Here is a 17,002-nt window from a genome sequence, read left to right on the forward strand (position 1 = left end):
GATTTTTAATACACAATGAATTAATATTATTTAAAAACAGTTGCTTTTTAATATACAATGAATTAATTCTATTCAAAAATAGTTAATTTTTATTTAAAATAAGTATATTTGATTGTAAATATTATCTTAATATAATGCATAAGTAATTTTAAAATTTTAATCTATGAGAAAACTTTTACTCGGTTTATTTCTATTTTTACAAGTGCATTTAAGCTATGCTCAACAGGTAACTGGAAAAGTTGTAGATGCTGAGTCCTCAACACCTATCAATGCAGTATTGGTAAGTGTAAATGCGACCAACATTTCTACTTTAACGGATAATAGTGGAAATTTTATTCTTTCTGATCTTAATGAAGGACAGCACACTATTGTTATTTCCTATATGGGGTATCTTACAAAAAGACTTTCTTTTACTTTGGATGGTCAGAACATTGACTTAGGTAACATCCAATTGGAACAAGATGTAGCTTCAATGACACAGATGGGGTTAATTTCCCTATCGGAAAATGATTTAGGGGAAGATAATTCAAGTTCGGAGTCCTCCTCTAGTTTACTACAAGCAAGTAAAAACCCATTCCAGCAAGTAGCTGCGTATAACTGGGGACAAGCTTTTTACCGTTTAAGAGGGCTAGACAATGAATATGGCTTAGCTCTAATCAATGGTATTGTAATGAACAAAATTTATGACGGTAGACCTCAATGGTCTAACTGGGGCGGTCTAAATGACGCTACTAGAAATCAAACTTACTCCTCTAGTACTTCACCCTCAGACAATACTTTTGGTGCAATATTAGGTACACAAGAAATTTCTACAAGAGCTTCCCATATTAGAACAGGGGCAAAAGTTGGATTTTCTGGTTCAAATACCAACTATAGTTGGAGACCTTATGCAATTTACTCTTCAGGACTTAATGAAAATGGATGGGCTTATGTTTTTTCAGCTTCCTACCGTGGAGCTAGAGAAGGTTTCTTCGAGGGAACCAATTATGATGCTCCTTCCTTTTTTGCTGCAATAGAAAAGAAGTTTAATGATAACCACAGTTTAAATTTCACTGCAATTTACGCTAAAAACAAAAGGGCTAAAAACTCTCCTTTAACACAAGAGCAAGTAGACTTGAAAAACTACAAATATAATTCCTATTGGGGTTACCAAGGTGGAGACAAACGCAATTCAAGATACAAAACAGTAGAAGAGCCTATTTTTATGCTAACCCATTATTGGAAAATAGACGAAAAAAACACCTTGAATACTTCTGTAGCCTATCAATTCGGAATCATTGCTAATTCGCGATTTGGCTATAAAGATAATATGAATCCAGACCCTACGTATTATAGAAATATGCCAAGCTATGCTTTAAACTACCATAACTCTAATGGGGTTTGGGAACCAAACTTAGAATTAGCAGAGCAAAAGGCGCAATACTTTAAAGAGCATGGTCAAATTGATTGGGATAATATCTACAATATCAACCGCCTCAATGATGGAGAAAGCAAAATTATTCTATATGAAGATGTACAATCTGATCAAACTTTTAGTTTTAATACTAGCTTTAAATCTTTACTTACAGATAATATAACTTTTGATGCAGGAGTTAACTACAGACGTCAAAAATCACATAATTATAAAAAAGCTATTGACCTTTTAGGAGGTGACCGCTACTTAGATGTAGACAATTACCAAACTGGAGAGGCTAGAGAAAACGATTTGAATAATCCAAATAGATATATTGGAAAAGATGATCATTTTGGATACAATTACAACGTATTTGCTGATGTCATTAGTGTATTTACCCAATTTGTATTTGATTACAAAAAAGTAAATTTTTATGTAGGTCAGAATATAGGGTACACCAATTACCAAAGGGAAGGACTTTATAAAAATGGAGTTTATCCAGAAGATTCCTATGGAAAGAGCGGTAACATAAACTTTAACAACTTTGGTTTTAAAGCAGGTGCAACGTATCATATCACTGGTAAACATGCACTAAATGTAAATGCTTCTCTTTACAACCAAGCACCAACAATACGAAATGCATTTGCCAATGCTAGAGTAAATAATAAAGTTACTCAAGACTTAAAGAATGTTGATATTTTAGCCCTAGATGCTAGCTATATATACCGTTCGCCTAAACTTAGAGGTATTCTTACAGGTTATGTTTCAGAAATTAAAAATGGTACAGACATCTCTTTTTACTATGCAGATGGAGCAGGTATTATGAATGCCGAAGGAGAACTACTAACAAAAAGTGGTGGTGCCTTTGTTTCAGAAATTCTTACTGGAGTTAATAAAAGAAACATTGGACTAGAAATGGGAGTAGAATACCAGGTTACTCAAACCTTAAAAGCAACTGCAGCAGCATCTTTTGGACAATCTTTTTACACCAATAATCCAGAGATACGCCTAAATTCAGATAATGTTGCTCAGACCTTTGACTACGGTCATGCTTATCTAAAAAATTACCGTTTATCCAATGGTCCACAAACTGCTTTATCCCTAGGATTAGAATATAGATCTCCTGAATATTGGTGGTTAGGGGCAAATATAAATTACTTTAATGACTTATATACAGATGTTACTGCTTTAAGAAGGACAGATAACTTTGTAAAAGATCCAAGTGCTGGCGGAGATATATTCCCAGGATTAACCGATCAAATAATCCGAGACATGTGGAAACAAGAAAAAATAAGTGATTTTTCTTTATTAAATATTAGTGGAGGAAAATCATGGCGATTACCTAATAGAAATATTATTGGACTCAATGCCAGTATAAACAACGTACTAAATAAAAAATATAAAACTGGAGGTTTTGAACAAGCAAGAAATGCTAACTATGCAAGTGAAAAAGCCAATAATGCAAGCGGAGTAAATACTTTTGCTAACAAATACTTCTATGGATATGGTAGAAATTTCTTTGTAAATATCTACTACAACTTCTAAAACTTCTTACAACTATGAAAAACACATTTAAATCCTTTTTATACGTATGTTTTCTAGCGCTAGTTTTTGTTAGCTGTGCTAAAAATGATGATTTCACGATACCAAATTTAGACTTGGAATGTGACTCTAATATCTCTGAAACAATCACCATTGCTCAACTATATGAGACCATTACAGAGACAATGAGAACCTATGAGCAAGATGATATAATAAGCGGATACGTGGTATCCAGTGACCAAGGTGGTAATTTATATCAGAGTATCTACTTTGTAGATAAAAACAATGCTTTTTCCGCTGTATTTAAAGCTGACATTCAAGCATACTATGCTTCCTACCCTGTAGGTACCCAAATATTTATCCGCTTAAAAGGCACAGAAATCCAAATGAATAACTCCATTTTAACTATTGGAGGAAAGAATGCTACATCAGATTTTGTACAAGTTCTTGCTGCACCTACTTATAAAAAACATATTGTAAGAGGGTGTGAGAGATTAACTCCAGAGGAAATAGAAAAGAACTACACAAAACAATTATCCCTTCAAGATGCCATCAAGCCAATTAATATTGGAAAGCTAGTTACTATACAAGACGTACAGTTTGCAAAGAAATTCTGGGGTAAAACCTTCTTTGATCCTAACAACATCGTTTCGGACCGAAATAAAGCTACAAATAACGAAATAGAAAGTAAAACAAATAACCCTACTTCAAATGTCTTCTTCCGAGTTGTTACTCAAACTAGTGGTTTCGCAAATGAGACAGTTCCTGCTAAGAGTGGTAGCATGACTGGTATTATGACTTTATTCCAAAGTGATGCACAGTTCAACCCTCGTACCATGAAAGACTTAGATGGACTAGATAAAGAGCCATTTGACACAGATGGAGAAGTAACTCCTCCAGGAGAAACAGAAGGAAAAGATGTAGATGGAGTTAACCAAAATAAACCAAATATAGTTGCTGATTTTAGTAACTGGCCGTCCTTTATAGCTTCTACTAATAGATTTGGATTACTACCTTTTGGAACAGAAGCAGAAGGTCAAGGCCCAGATAATAAAGGTGCATTGAGCATTAAAGGATCCCCTGATAAAAATGAGTACTTATTTACATTAGAAAACCAAAGTGCTGCCACTGGTGCTAAAAATATTTCCTTCTATGTAAAAGGCACAACCCAAAAATCACTTTCCTTAAATGTATATAGAGCAGATGGAACCTATGCAGTATATAATTTAGCAACGGACGCACAAATTGCAGCAAAACAAACAGCTATTATCACAAGTGATATCGTACTTACGCCAACGAAAAGTCAACAAACTGGAAATCCAGCTAATGGAAACAACGATTATATCTACGCTAAGATTGACTCTCCAAATAAATGGATTAAGATAACATTAGATTTAAAAGATGTTGCTTATAATACAACTGGCCAAGGGTCGACTTTTGCATTAAAAATAGGTTCCAAAGCAAGTTATGATCTTTTAGTTTCTGACATTATATTTGATACCAATCAAGATGGAGACACAGAACCTTCTGAACAAGTAGTTAATTTAACCAACTTTAATACTTGGGATGAATTCTTAAAAACTTTGAATAAGTTTGGTTTACAGTCCTACGCTTCTCTAGGAGAAAAAATGGGTCCAGATAATCAAAATACAATGGTTATACAAGGAACTCCTGGTGGAAATGATTATCTGTTTACAGTAATAGATCAACCCGCTCCTAAAGATGCAAAAACTATTTCCTTTTTAGTAAAAGGAACTTCAGGAAAAAGTATCTCCTTAAATGTATACAGAGCAGATGGAAGCTACGCAGTGTATAATATTGCAACTGATGAACAAATTACTTCAAAAGAAACGGAAATACTAAAAGCAGATAAAACCTTATACCCAACCAAAAGAGCAAACTCCAGTAATCCAGCAAATGGTACAAACGACTATATTTATGGAACAATAGATACCCCTGACAAATGGGTGAAAATAACCTTAGACTTAAAAGGAGTAGAGTACAATACTACAGGAAAAGGAGAGCAATTTGCTTTTAAAGTAGGAAGTAAAAAAGATTACGATATACAAATAACTAATATTCTATATAATATTTAATATCTATTATTTTAGATTGAAACGCAAAAATAGCCTAGCAGATGCTAGGCTATTTTTGTTTAATTTGTTTTTAATATGTTAAAAACCAATATTTACGTATCTTTAAGCAACAACTTAAAAATAAACAATTATGAATGTTTCGGAACAAATAGTTGAAATGCTTGTAGAGGCAGGGATAAAAAGAATTTATGCTGTTACAGGGGATAGCTTAAATCACTTGAATGATGCAGTTCGTAAAAATGGTCAAATACAATGGATCCATGTACGTCATGAAGAAGCTGGGGCATTTGCTGCAGCTGCAGAAGCCGAACTAGATGGCTTAGCCTGTTGTGCTGGTAGTTGTGGACCTGGGCATATTCATCTGATAAATGGTTTATATGAAGCAAATAAAAGTCATTTACCTGTAATTGCAATTGCTTCTGCTATAAATACAAATCAGATGGGAATGGACTATTTCCAAGAAACAAATACCATAAAACTTTTTGAGGATTGTAGCGTGTATAATCAAATGCTCACAACTCCAGAGCAAGTACCAAGAATGGTACAAACTGCAATACAACATGCTTATGCTAAAAAAGGCGTAGCAGTAATTGGTCTTCCTGGTGACCTTAGTGAAGAACCAGCAATACCATCTCCTACTTCTACAGCTAACTACTTCCCTGAACCTACACTTCGACCAAATGATAAAGAAATTGCTGACTTAGCCCAACATATAGAACAGGCAAAAAACATAACGATATATTGCGGAATTGGCGCCATAAATGCACATGATCAAATTGTAGAACTCTCCCAATTACTCCATGCGCCTGTTGCTTATTCTTTTAGAGGAAAAATGGGTATCGCTTATGACAATCCTAATGACATCGGACTAACAGGTCTATTGGGATTGCCCTCGGCTTATCACGCCATGCACCATAGTGACTTGGTATTATTATTAGGAACTGATTTTCCTTATTATAATTTTATGCCGACAAATAGTAAAATTATTCAAATTGACAGGGCAATAGAGTACCTAGGTAGACGAGCTAAGTTGACCATGGGTCTTTGTGGAGATATAAAAGATACCTTACTTGCATTGCTCCCATTACTAAATCAAAAACCTTCTAGGAAATTTCTAGATTTACATCTTGATTACTTCAACCATGTACAAAAAAATCTACAGGCCTATGTAGCTTCAAGTGGAACTATAGATAACATACAGCCAGAATATGCCACTTATGTAATTGACTCTTTAGCTAATGATGATACTATCTTTACAGTGGATACAGGCATGTGTTGTGTTTGGGGAGCAAGGTATATTACGGCCAAGAAAAATAGAAAATTACTTGGGTCATTTAACCATGGTTCAATGGCTAATGCAATGCCTATGGCAATAGGCTCTCAACTCTCCCGTCCTAACCAACAAGTAATTGCCCTTTGTGGTGATGGTGGAATTTCCATGCTTTTAGGAGATCTAGCAACGATTAAACAATATAATTTACCTATTAAAATATTTGTCTATAACAACAGATCACTTGGTATGGTTAAATTGGAAATGGAAGTAGCAGGTTTAATGGATACACAAACGGATATGGAAAACCCTGACTTTGCCCTAATTGGACTGGCAATGGGCTTTAATAGTTATACAGTTAGAGATCCAGAGCTATTACCTGAAATAGTAAGTAAAGCACTAGTAGATAAAGGACCTGTTCTAGTAAATATCTTTACTAACCCTAACGCCTTAGCAATGCCTCCTAAAGTAGAATTGGAACAAATAGTGGGTATGACTAAAAGTATGGCCAAATTAATGCTTAATGGTAAAATGGAAGAAGTATATAAGACAATCCAATCTAACTACAAACATCTAAAGGATCTATAGTTACAAAGGCTTTTTAAGTGACAAAAACCTCAAAATAAAAACTTATAATAATAGTTACTATGTAATAGAAAATAATGTCTTAAATCAAAGAAAACATATTACAAACAAAAAGAGCCTGGTGAATTCCCAGGCTCTCTTTTATATATTAGATAATAATAACCTCACTTAAGAAAGCTTCCTTAACTATTATCTTAACTTACTAATATCTTTAAATTATTTTCCTAGAGCTTCAGCTCCTCCAACAATTTCTAATATTTCGTTTGTAATTGCTGCTTGACGTGCTTTATTATACGTTAGCTTCAAGTCATTTCTTAAATCATTTGCATTATCCGTTGCTTTATGCATGGCTGTCATACGAGCTCCATGTTCAGAAGCTACTGAATCCGATACAGCTTTGAATAATTGCGTTTTTAATGACATTGGAATTAAAGTATCCAAGATGTCTTCTTTAGAAGGTTCGTAGATATAATCCATAGCCACTGCATTGCTTTGCTCAACTTCTATAGGCAATAATGGCAAAAATTGCTCTGTAACAACACTTTGAGTAGCAGCGTTTTTGAATTGATTGTAAACAATTTGAATACTATCATATTTTTGTTCAACAAATGCACTCATTAACTTTTCAGCAATAACAGCACAATGTTCAAAATCATTATGATCGTAAAAATCACTATCGTTTTCAAAAACATTGAATACTTTACTTAAAGCATCGTACCCTTTCTTACCTATAGTTAAAATATCTACATTAGCATCTTTAAAAGTACTCTCTTTTAAAAGGTTAACTTGTTTGATAATATTTGCATTAAAAGCACCACATAATCCTCTATTAGAAGTAACAACAACCAAAAGAACATTATTGATCTCTCTTTCTTGAGAGTAAACACCTTGGTTATCTCCTTCTAAAGTAGCGCTAATATTTTGGATTATCTCTGTCAACTTTTCTGAATAAGGACGCATTGCCTCAATTGTATCCGTTGCCTTTTTTAATTTAGCAGCAGAAACCATCTTCATTGCAGAAGTAATCTGCATTGTTGAACCAATCGATGAAATCCTATTACGTATTTCTTTAAGGTTTGCCATTTTTTAATATATAATAATTTGAAAGAAAAAGACTAAAGATTTAATCTTTTTCTCTCAAACCAAATTCTTAATATTTTGAAGAAATCTCTTTTGCTACTTTCTCAAGTACACTAGTTAATTCGTCTGTGAATTTACCAGCTTTTAAAGCGTCTAAAGTATCTCTGTGACGAGTATTTAAAGCTTCTAAGTAGTCTCTTTCAAATTCTTTAACTTTAGAAACAGGAACGTTTCTTAATAAGTTTTTAGAACCAGCATAGATAATAGCAACTTGATCTTCTACTGAATATGGATCATTAACAGCTTGTTTTAATATCTCTACGTTACGTTTACCTTTTTCAATTACGTTCATTGTAGCAGCATCTAAATCCGAACCGAATTTAGCGAAAGCCTCTAACTCACGGAACTGAGCTTGGTCAAGCTTCAAAGTACCTGCAACTTTCTTCATTGATTTAATCTGAGCAGATCCTCCAACACGAGATACAGAAATACCAACGTTAATAGCTGGACGAACCCCTGAGTTAAATAAATCTGATTCTAAGAAAATCTGACCATCCGTAATAGAAATTACGTTAGTTGGAATATATGCAGAAACGTCACCAGCTTGTGTTTCAATAATTGGTAATGCAGTTAAAGAACCACCACCCTTAACAAATGGTCTTAATGACTCAGGTAAGTCATTCATTTCTTTAGCAATATTATCATCTCCAATAATACGAGCAGCACGCTCTAATAATCTTGAGTGTAAGTAGAAAACGTCTCCAGGGTACGCCTCACGTCCTGGTGGACGACGTAAAATTAATGACATCTCACGGTAAGCAACCGCTTGTTTAGATAAATCATCATAAATGATTAATGCAGGACGTCCTGTATCACGGAAATATTCCCCGATAGCAGCACCAGCCATTGCAGCGTAAACTTGCATTGGAGCAGGCTCAGAAGCATTAGCTGCAACGATGATTGTATAGTCCATTGCTCCTTTATCTTCTAAAGTTTTAGCAATAGCGGCTACAGTAGAAGCTTTTTGTCCAATTGCAACATAGATACAATATACTGGTTGACCAGCATCGTAAAATTCTTTTTGATTTAAAATCGTATCAATACAAACAGTTGTTTTTCCTGTTTGACGGTCACCAATTACTAGCTCACGTTGACCACGTCCTACTGGAATCATGGCATCAATAGATTTAATACCAGTCTGTAATGGCTCAGTTACTGGCTGACGGTAAATAACCCCTGGCGCTTTACGCTCTAGTGGCATCTCGTATAAATCACCTTCAATTGGTCCTTTTCCATCAATAGGTAAACCTAATGTGTTAACAACACGACCAACCATTTTCTCTCCAACTTTCAAAGAAGCGATACGTCCAGTTCTTTTAACAACTGATCCTTCTTTTACTCCTACAGAGCTTCCTAATAATACAATACCTACGTTATCTTCTTCAAGATTCTGTACCATTGCTTCTAATTTGTTGTCTACAACAACTAACTCTCCATATTCAGCATTTGTTAACCCGTAAACACGAGCAACTCCATCTCCTACTTCTAATACAGTTCCCACTTCTTCTAAAGAAGCATCAGAGTTAAATCCAGATAACTGTTTCTTTAAAATCGCTGATATCTCAGCTGGTTTAATGTCCGCCATTTTTATCTATGTTTATACACGAAAAATTCGTGCGGTGATTTTTTAATTCGTTAATTCTCTTTTTAAAACTTCTAATTGATGTGCTATCGAAGCATTATATTGCTTATCCCCTATTTTGAGAATAAACCCTCCAATAATAGATGAATCTACCACATTGCTAATAATAACTTCTTTACCTTGAACTATTTCTTTAGCTTTCACTAAAACTTTAGCTTCTAAGTCAGTATCCATAGGAATTGCTGTAGTAACAGTAACTCTTTCTATACCTTTATGCTCTTCATACTGCTTTTGGTAATCCGCAGCAATAGCAGCTAAAAGTTCAAATCGACTATTAGTCTTTAGCAATTTAAACAATTCCTTAGTACCTTGATTGGCACCAGCGAATACTTCTTCTACAGCGTTAAACTTAGCACTGTCCCCTATAACTGGGTTATTAAGAAAGGTTTTCAACTCATTGCTTTGAGAAACTGATTCAGAAATAAGGATCATATCATTATTTATAGCATCAGCATTTCCATTTTCAACAGAAATCTCTAGCATTGCTTTTGCATAGCGTGCAGCTGCTCTAGTGCTTATCATAATGAATGAATTAGTTTAATTTCACATCTGCTAACATCTTCTCAACCAATTTTGATTGAGCTTCTTTATCAGCTAATTGATCTTTCAATAATTTCTCAGCGATCTCAATAGAAATACCAGAAACTTGTTGTTTTAACTCGATAACAGCAGCAGCTTTTTCGCTTTCAATTGTAGCTTTAGCTTGAGCAATCATTTTTTGCCCTTGAGCTTCCGCTTCGTTTTTAGCATCTGCTAACATTTGTTCTTTAATTTCACGAGCTTCTTTCATTAAAGCATCGCGCTCTGCACGTGCCTCAATTAATAATTTTTCGTTATCAGCTTGTAAATTTGCTAATTCTCTCTTTGCGTTGTCAGCTGCTGCCAAAGCATCTGAAATTCCTTCTTCACGCTCTTCTAACGCGTTAACAATTGGTTTCCACGCAAATTTTCCTAAAAGGAAAATGATAACAATTAAAATGATAAATTGCCAGAAAAATAATCCAAAACTGAAATCGTTAATTAACTTATCCATTATCTAAAATTATACTTTTTAATACCTAATATTGTTTAATTAAGAAGTTTATCTGTAACCAACCGTTACAGATAAACTCTTTTCTTTTGTTTGGACTATTTACCTAAAACTAAAGCACCGAATGCTAAACCTTCTAATAAAGCTCCAATAATGATCATCGCAGTTTGGATTTTTCCAGCAGCTTCTGGTTGACGAGCAATAGCGTCCATTGCAGAAGATCCAATTTTTCCTAAACCATAACCAGCTCCGATTACGATTATACCTGCACCAATAATGTTTGGTAATGTCATAGTGATTGATTTATATTAATTAAACAAATTTTAAATTCTTTTTTTTACTTCTAATGTTCATCGTGATCTGCAACTGCAGCACCAATAAACAAAGAAGACAACATTGTAAAAATAAATGCTTGTAAGAAAGCTACTAATATCTCTAGGATAACTAAAAACGTAGAAAGGAAAAATCCAATTCCAGTAGCACCAGCAGTACCTAATACCTCTTTCATGATAAAGATAATCGAGATTAATCCAAACACAATAGAGTGACCTGCAGTAATGTTAGCAAATAAACGTACCATTAAAGAGAAAGGTTTAATTAACATACCTAAAACTTCAATTGGAGCTAACATTATTTTCATTGGAGCTGGAACACCAGGCATCCAAAATATATGTTTCCAGTAATCTTTATTTCCTGAAATCTGTGTAATGATAAAAGTAAATATCGCTAAACACGCTGTTACCGTAATACTTCCTGTTACGTTAAACCCAAGTGGAGTTAAACCTAATAAGTTTAATAAAAATATTAAGAAAAACACAGATAATAAATAAGGCATAAATTTCTTATACTTATCTTTTCCAATATTAGGAATTGCCATCTCATCACGTACATAAATTACTAAAGGCTCTAAAGCTCTAGAAAATCCTTTTGGTAAGTTATTTGGACCATTTTTATATGTCTTAGCTAAACCTAAAAACATAATAAATAATAAAACTGTAGTGAACATTAATGACGCAACGTTCTTGGTAATAGAGAAATCTAAAGGTTTCTCATTGCTAGGAAATCCATTTTCACCGTAAAAAATTTGCCCTTCAGCATCGGTTTTATAAATTTTTCCGTGGTAAAGTCTATAAAACTGTCCCCCTTTTTCCACTAGCTTTTCACCAAAATCAAATTCAGAAGACATAAAAACGTGTAATCCGTTGTCAATCAAAATAACAGGTAAAGGAAATCCGTAGTTTTTACCAGTTGCTTCGTCTGAAAAGAATATAAACGAATAGTCATCCGCCAAGTGATGTTGGATATGTGCAGCAATTTTTTCAGCTTGCGTAGTGTTACCCTCTTGACCAGCAGTAGCCTCTAATGTCTCCGCTACAGAATTCTGTAAGGATTCATCGATAGATTGCTCAAGTTCTTGAGTTCTTTTATCAAGTTGTGTATCACTTGATTGTGCGTAAGAAAATACAGACGTTGCTGTAAAAATAACAGCTGCTAATAAATTCAGTGATTTCTTCAGAGTCACCATACCTTAACTTCTTAAATATTTATGGTTCTTAAAATTTTGTGCAAAAGTACAATAAATCTCTTACAATCATACCTTAATGCGAAACTTTTTTTAATATCTTTTTTCTATATAGCCTTACTTATTCAAAACTCGGTAAGCTGTATAGGCATCCGTACCTAGGAAAATTAGGACAATTATTACGAAATTATACTTAAATACATCTTGAGTATCTACGTGATCTAACCCTTGTTCTGCGAACAAATAACTACCTATTAATCTTAGAGTTATGAATCCTAAGAAAACAAATCCTAATTGTTCTGGGAGACTTTTTGCGATACCAATCATTGCAAAAAAAATGACTATAGAAAATATTAATTCAAAGCCATATAACCCGACTAAACTATATTCTAAATTACTTAGTGATTCATGCCATCCTGTAAAATATAAAACAGCAAATTGTGCACAGAAACAGATTATAAGGATACCCAAAACCTTAAATCCAATATTTAGTAAATTTTTATCCATACGATGATTTCAATTAATTTCGATTTAATTTATTTACTTGTTTGATAACTTGGTACAAAGCTAAACCTACTCCAATCAAAGTACAAACTTTATTTGCTAAACCTTCCTCAAAATTGTATTTATCATCTAACCAGAGTCCTAAAATACTAAAAAGATAAATAGTTACCCCCATCTGCATAGGCATTGTGACTAAAACTAACCACTTATTTGGTTTATTATTCTTAGGATCGCTCAAGATATAGATTTTATTTTTTCTTTTTTTCAGTGTCTTTAGATTCGCAAGTGATTTCTTCTAATTCATGTCCATTCTTATTAGCTAATAAGGCTGGCTCAGTTTTGTGATCTCCTAACATTTTACATGTTACCTCTAAATCTCCTCCTGGCTCAACAGCCAATTTCCCTATAATTAGATCTCCTTTTATTTTAGCGTTTTCTTTTACTAATAATAATTCTTCTACGTATAGGCTCCCATAAACTTGTCCTTCAATATCGGCATTTTGGCAAATAATATTTCCAGTAATACTCGCTAAAGGTCCAATAACTACTCTACCTTTTACTTTCATATTACCCTCTAAGTGTCCATCGAAGCGCAAATCAGCTACTGCCTCAATATCTCCTTTAATTACAGTTTGATCAACAATACGATTAGTTTGCCCTAGTTGATCAGCAGGTCCTTTGTTCTTTGTTTTTTGAAACATTTTGTTTGTTTTGAGTCTATATTAATTTTGTTTGTTTGTTTGTTGCTGTAAATATAACTCCCAATTTTTATTTATCAATACAGTTGAATAATTTACTGTATTAATTACTTCTGCTTGATCTAAGTCTAAACGCTCAAGGATCTTCAAAGCATCTTGTTTACTATTAAAGCCATGGAGTACAATAAAGTCACTAGAATCATCATATTTGTCTTCTGAATACTTTACACCAATTGATTTATTAAGTGTTGCAAAATCTATCATTTTCCTTTGCATTAAATTATAAGAATCTTTACTATTTTTTGGTTGACGTACCACTATCTTCCAGGAGTCATTTAACGACTCACCAAAACCTCGTTGCTCTAATTCTTTGACAACAGTATTTAGCAATTCCTCCGCTTTCTTACCCTCAGGAGTAGAACTGTAGGTTAAAGCAATAAAGTTTAAAGCGTCTTTATAGGCTTGAAGTCCCTCTTTTTGTGCTATTATTTGTGCTTTTAAAAGTTCAAATAGGCTAATATAATCATTATCATAGTTTTCTAAAACCTCTTGGATTTCTGCATATGCACGGTCTAAATCTCCGCTTTGATATATTCTATACACATTGGTATAACGCTGCTCTGGTGACAAATCATCAATTAAATCCCTACGTACATTTTGTAAGAGTTTAGCGTAGCGTGAATCAGGGTATAAATCTATAATCCTCTGTTTTAACGCCATAGCTTTGGCTGGATCAGTTTCTAAATAGATTTTATACAACTTATACATTGTAGGTAGAATCAAACGCTGAGCTGGCTCAAATTCAAGAAGAGCTTCCAAGCGATAAATGGCTAGGTCAAACTTTTTGAATCGGTCACTATACATAGATCCTAATTGGAAATAAGCGAAATCTCTATCTGTCTTAAGAGATGCAATTTGGCTTGAATCTGTAGGAATACTACTTAAATAATATTCCAAATTATATCGATTATCTAAAGGTTCTCCAATACTTTGCTCTTCTGTTGGAACTGCATCGCTTTGTTTATCTTTTCTTTGAATTGCAGAACTCTCCCATTTCCAGTTATCTTCTAGTATTCGATTTCCCCATTTCTTCTTAAACTCTATCTTACCGTAAGAACTAGCTTGAGTAGAATAAAAATAGAATGAAGTCGCATTTTGGGGCTGCGAATTAGCAGTAACGGATTGGTTAACCGCCTCTCCAAAACTCGTCATATTAAAATAATCTACATTACTATTTCTGTTTTTGCTCTTTAAATTAGCTTGTAACTTTCTAAAGTCTTCTTTTCTAATATTTTCTATATACTCCGTAAAAAAAGTATTCCTTTGATTTTGCGACATTGCTACTAACCTTAAAATACTGTCATTTACTTTAGCTATATTCTCATAGAAAACAACATCCTTTAATGCGTCTCTACGTTTCTCTAAACGAAAACGATCTGGGTATTTTTCTGGTAAAATGGCTAATGCACTATCGTAAAAGGCACCTGACTGAGCATATCCAGCATTATTAAAATAAATATCGGCTAAACTTAGGTAGTTATTTGCCTTTAATTGAGTATCCACTTTAAAATGTTTTAGTGCGACCTTTAGATACTTAATTGCTTGCTCATCTTTTGAAATCTCTTTGTAAAAAAGTCCCACTTGACGATTTAAAACATCTAGGTAGGGCCTATTTTCCCTATCTGCGATAAGCTTGTTATATTGCTTTAAGAAAGCAACAGAATCCCTAGCGGAAAGTTTTGTAATTTCAAATTGTTTAGCTAAAGATTGAATTAGATATACTCTTGGGATTTTTCTATTAAAACTTAGAATTTGTTCAAAACAACTATATGCTTCTGCCTTTTTATTTTCTTGTATATATAACTGACCTAACACAAATAAATACCTTGCCAAAACAGACTTATCTGAAGTAAACTCTATTGACTTTTTTAATGCAGCAATTGCTTTTTGCCCCTGTTCTATATTGATATAGGCTTGAGCTAAAATAGCATAAGCATCTGCTTGGTTCTCTTTAGTTAATCGGCCTTTTTTTTCTGCCAAAAACTCATTTAAATTCTTAATAGCAATATCTTCATAAGAAAGACGAAGGTTTGTCTTTTCTCTCCAAATGATGGCCTCATCAATTAATTGTCCATCAGGATATTTATACATGATATAGTTGAAAGCCTCTAATGCTGGAATATATCTTCCGTCGTAGTATCTAGCCTTCCCTAAAAGAAGGTAGGCATTATCCATCTCCCAATTTCGCTCACGCCCGTTAATATACATAGAGTGCTTTTGAATTGCTTTAGTTGCCTTATTTTCAGCCCTAGCAAATCCCGAACCCTGATCTAATGGATCCTCTACCTTAGAAGGACTACCCCCTAAGAGAGAGAAGTTATCTAAAACAGATCCATTTTTAGAATCTAATGACATTCCCTTTTGAAATTCTTTGGTAGGATCTATTTCAAGATTGATACGCTCAATAGGCAATATTTCCCAATAGTTATCAAAGTAATTATTCTCTAACTCTAGTAAAGCTTCATCATAAGCTAAATATCCATTAAATAAAATATTATACTTAGCTGTCATTGCATTAAAAGCTCTGTTCATTAACTTATCCTTTTTAACCGAACAGGAAAAACACAATACAACTGCAATAACTGCATAAAAATAAGATAGATATGTTCTTTTCAACTTATGTTACTTTATTACAAAACAATAAAAATATCCTTTTAGTATAAATGGGATAGAATTAAAAAATATCCTAATTATAAAAACTAAGCAAACTAGTGCTCTATAGAGCTGGTTAACACACTAATAAAATGTTTTTCTCTAAATATAAACACAATTATAATACAGCCTTATCCAAAGGTTTATAACTAGCTGACTACAAATATACTTATAGTTTTTTCAAAAATAACATACAAAATAGGTTCTAGATTCCAGACAAGCAAATATAACTGAGCAGTATCCCAAATATGCAACTTTACTTACATTAGCAATAAAATCCCTATTAAAATTTTTATCTTTGCTCTAAATAAGTTCATTATGAAAAAAGATATTGAAATTCCTGTAGTAGAAAACGTAGAAATAGCAATTGTAAAAGAATACAACGAAGATTTTCTTTCAGATGCTTGGTATGCCTACTTATTTAATAATTCGGATTTACCCCTTGAAGCAATTTTAATTGTATCTCAGGCAAAAGGTGAAATAGATGGACATCAACGTCAATCTAGTTTATTTCGCCATGCATTTCCAGTATTGCAGCCTAAAGAATCCTTGAAAATCGAATTATTAGATGAAAATGTTTTTTCACTTGATAATCACTTTATGCTTACTTATTTTTTAGATTCTAAATTATATGATAAGACATTTGTATTTAAAGCTAACACAATTTCTGATGATAATATCAAAACATTAGAATTCAGCGATAAAAAAGGGGTTCTTACAAAATAACCCAACTTTGTATATTAAACTACAATAAAAGTTTAAAAAAGGGCTGTAAAAGATTTTTTTTACAGCCCTTTTGTGTTGATATCCTCTTACTAAAAATAGTGACATTAGAGTGCCTATAGCTTACTATTAAACAAAGCTAATC

14 protein-coding genes are annotated in these 17,002 nt (G+C 33.3%); 4 read left to right on the forward strand and 10 right to left on the reverse strand.

Features of this window, described 5'->3' with window-relative positions:
• The first annotated feature begins 163 nt into the window (after positions 1-163).
• The 3 genes from ACYSNX_RS03135 (at position 164) to ACYSNX_RS03145 (ending at position 6,889) form a co-directional block, all read left to right on the forward strand.
• Positions 164-2,938, forward strand: a complete 2,775-nt coding sequence (locus ACYSNX_RS03135; RefSeq protein WP_461753233.1) for a carboxypeptidase-like regulatory domain-containing protein — start codon at positions 164-166, stop codon at positions 2,936-2,938.
• Between the two features lie 14 nt (positions 2,939-2,952).
• A complete protein-coding gene (locus ACYSNX_RS03140; RefSeq protein ID WP_461753234.1) occupies positions 2,953-5,031 on the forward strand; it encodes a DUF5689 domain-containing protein in 2,079 nt (692 codons plus the stop codon).
• A gap of 130 nt (positions 5,032-5,161) precedes the next feature.
• Complete coding sequence (locus ACYSNX_RS03145) at positions 5,162-6,889, forward strand: thiamine pyrophosphate-dependent enzyme (protein WP_461753235.1); 1,728 nt, start codon at positions 5,162-5,164, stop codon at positions 6,887-6,889.
• A gap of 213 nt (positions 6,890-7,102) precedes the next feature.
• Here the strand turns inward: ACYSNX_RS03145 and atpG are convergent, their stop codons facing one another.
• From atpG to porW, 10 genes are all read right to left on the reverse strand, one after another.
• On the reverse strand, positions 7,103-7,969 hold the full coding sequence (atpG, locus tag ACYSNX_RS03150; RefSeq protein ID WP_461753236.1) for an ATP synthase F1 subunit gamma: 867 nt from the start codon (positions 7,967-7,969) through the stop codon (positions 7,103-7,105).
• 67 nt (positions 7,970-8,036) lie between these two features.
• A complete protein-coding gene (gene atpA / locus ACYSNX_RS03155; protein ID WP_461753237.1) occupies positions 8,037-9,611 on the reverse strand; it encodes a F0F1 ATP synthase subunit alpha in 1,575 nt (524 codons plus the stop codon).
• Positions 9,612-9,653: 42 nt separating this feature from the next.
• Positions 9,654-10,190, reverse strand: a complete 537-nt coding sequence (gene atpH / locus ACYSNX_RS03160; RefSeq protein ID WP_461753238.1) for an ATP synthase F1 subunit delta — start codon at positions 10,188-10,190, stop codon at positions 9,654-9,656.
• A 10-nt stretch (positions 10,191-10,200) separates the two neighbouring features.
• Positions 10,201-10,701 carry a F0F1 ATP synthase subunit B gene (locus ACYSNX_RS03165; RefSeq protein ID WP_461753239.1) on the reverse strand — a complete coding sequence of 167 codons (501 nt, stop codon included), beginning with the start codon at positions 10,699-10,701 and terminating at the stop codon, positions 10,201-10,203.
• Between the two features lie 95 nt (positions 10,702-10,796).
• Positions 10,797-10,991, reverse strand: a complete 195-nt coding sequence (atpE, locus tag ACYSNX_RS03170; protein ID WP_461753240.1) for an ATP synthase F0 subunit C — start codon at positions 10,989-10,991, stop codon at positions 10,797-10,799.
• Between the two features lie 50 nt (positions 10,992-11,041).
• Entirely contained in the window at positions 11,042-12,223 is a 1,182-nt protein-coding gene (atpB, locus tag ACYSNX_RS03175; RefSeq protein WP_461753241.1) for a F0F1 ATP synthase subunit A, read from the reverse strand.
• Between the two features lie 114 nt (positions 12,224-12,337).
• The gene (locus ACYSNX_RS03180; RefSeq protein WP_461753242.1) at positions 12,338-12,727 is read right to left on the reverse strand and encodes a hypothetical protein; all 390 of its coding nucleotides are present in this window, start codon (positions 12,725-12,727) and stop codon (positions 12,338-12,340) included.
• A gap of 13 nt (positions 12,728-12,740) precedes the next feature.
• Positions 12,741-12,962 (reverse strand): AtpZ/AtpI family protein, encoded by a 222-nt coding sequence (locus ACYSNX_RS03185; protein WP_461753243.1) that lies wholly within the window; start codon positions 12,960-12,962, stop codon positions 12,741-12,743.
• A gap of 10 nt (positions 12,963-12,972) precedes the next feature.
• A complete protein-coding gene (locus tag ACYSNX_RS03190) occupies positions 12,973-13,425 on the reverse strand; it encodes a bactofilin family protein (RefSeq protein ID WP_461753244.1) in 453 nt (150 codons plus the stop codon).
• 21 nt (positions 13,426-13,446) lie between these two features.
• The gene (gene porW, locus ACYSNX_RS03195) at positions 13,447-16,098 is read right to left on the reverse strand and encodes a type IX secretion system periplasmic lipoprotein PorW/SprE (RefSeq protein ID WP_461753245.1); all 2,652 of its coding nucleotides are present in this window, start codon (positions 16,096-16,098) and stop codon (positions 13,447-13,449) included.
• A gap of 354 nt (positions 16,099-16,452) precedes the next feature.
• On the opposite strand from porW, the gene ACYSNX_RS03200 reads away from it, so the two are divergent.
• A complete protein-coding gene (locus ACYSNX_RS03200; protein WP_461753246.1) occupies positions 16,453-16,860 on the forward strand; it encodes a hypothetical protein in 408 nt (135 codons plus the stop codon).
• Positions 16,861-17,002 lie beyond the last annotated feature (142 nt).

Source organism: Myroides sp. LJL115, from assembly GCF_054871665.1.

Coding starts and splice junctions, on each gene's coding strand:
- atpA (WP_461753237.1), bottom strand. CDS start 9,611: ATGGCGGACATTAAACCAGCTGAGATATCAGCGATTTTAAAGAAACAG.
- atpB (WP_461753241.1), bottom strand. CDS start 12,223: ATGGTGACTCTGAAGAAATCACTGAATTTATTAGCAGCTGTTATTTTT.
- atpG (WP_461753236.1), bottom strand. CDS start 7,969: ATGGCAAACCTTAAAGAAATACGTAATAGGATTTCATCGATTGGTTCA.
- ACYSNX_RS03180 (WP_461753242.1), bottom strand. CDS start 12,727: ATGGATAAAAATTTACTAAATATTGGATTTAAGGTTTTGGGTATCCTT.
- ACYSNX_RS03140 (WP_461753234.1), top strand. CDS start 2,953: ATGAAAAACACATTTAAATCCTTTTTATACGTATGTTTTCTAGCGCTA.
- ACYSNX_RS03200 (WP_461753246.1), top strand. CDS start 16,453: ATGAAAAAAGATATTGAAATTCCTGTAGTAGAAAACGTAGAAATAGCA.
- ACYSNX_RS03190 (WP_461753244.1), bottom strand. CDS start 13,425: ATGTTTCAAAAAACAAAGAACAAAGGACCTGCTGATCAACTAGGGCAA.
- ACYSNX_RS03165 (WP_461753239.1), bottom strand. CDS start 10,701: ATGGATAAGTTAATTAACGATTTCAGTTTTGGATTATTTTTCTGGCAA.
- ACYSNX_RS03145 (WP_461753235.1), top strand. CDS start 5,162: ATGAATGTTTCGGAACAAATAGTTGAAATGCTTGTAGAGGCAGGGATA.
- ACYSNX_RS03135 (WP_461753233.1), top strand. CDS start 164: ATGAGAAAACTTTTACTCGGTTTATTTCTATTTTTACAAGTGCATTTA.
- atpE (WP_461753240.1), bottom strand. CDS start 10,991: ATGACATTACCAAACATTATTGGTGCAGGTATAATCGTAATCGGAGCT.
- atpH (WP_461753238.1), bottom strand. CDS start 10,190: ATGATAAGCACTAGAGCAGCTGCACGCTATGCAAAAGCAATGCTAGAG.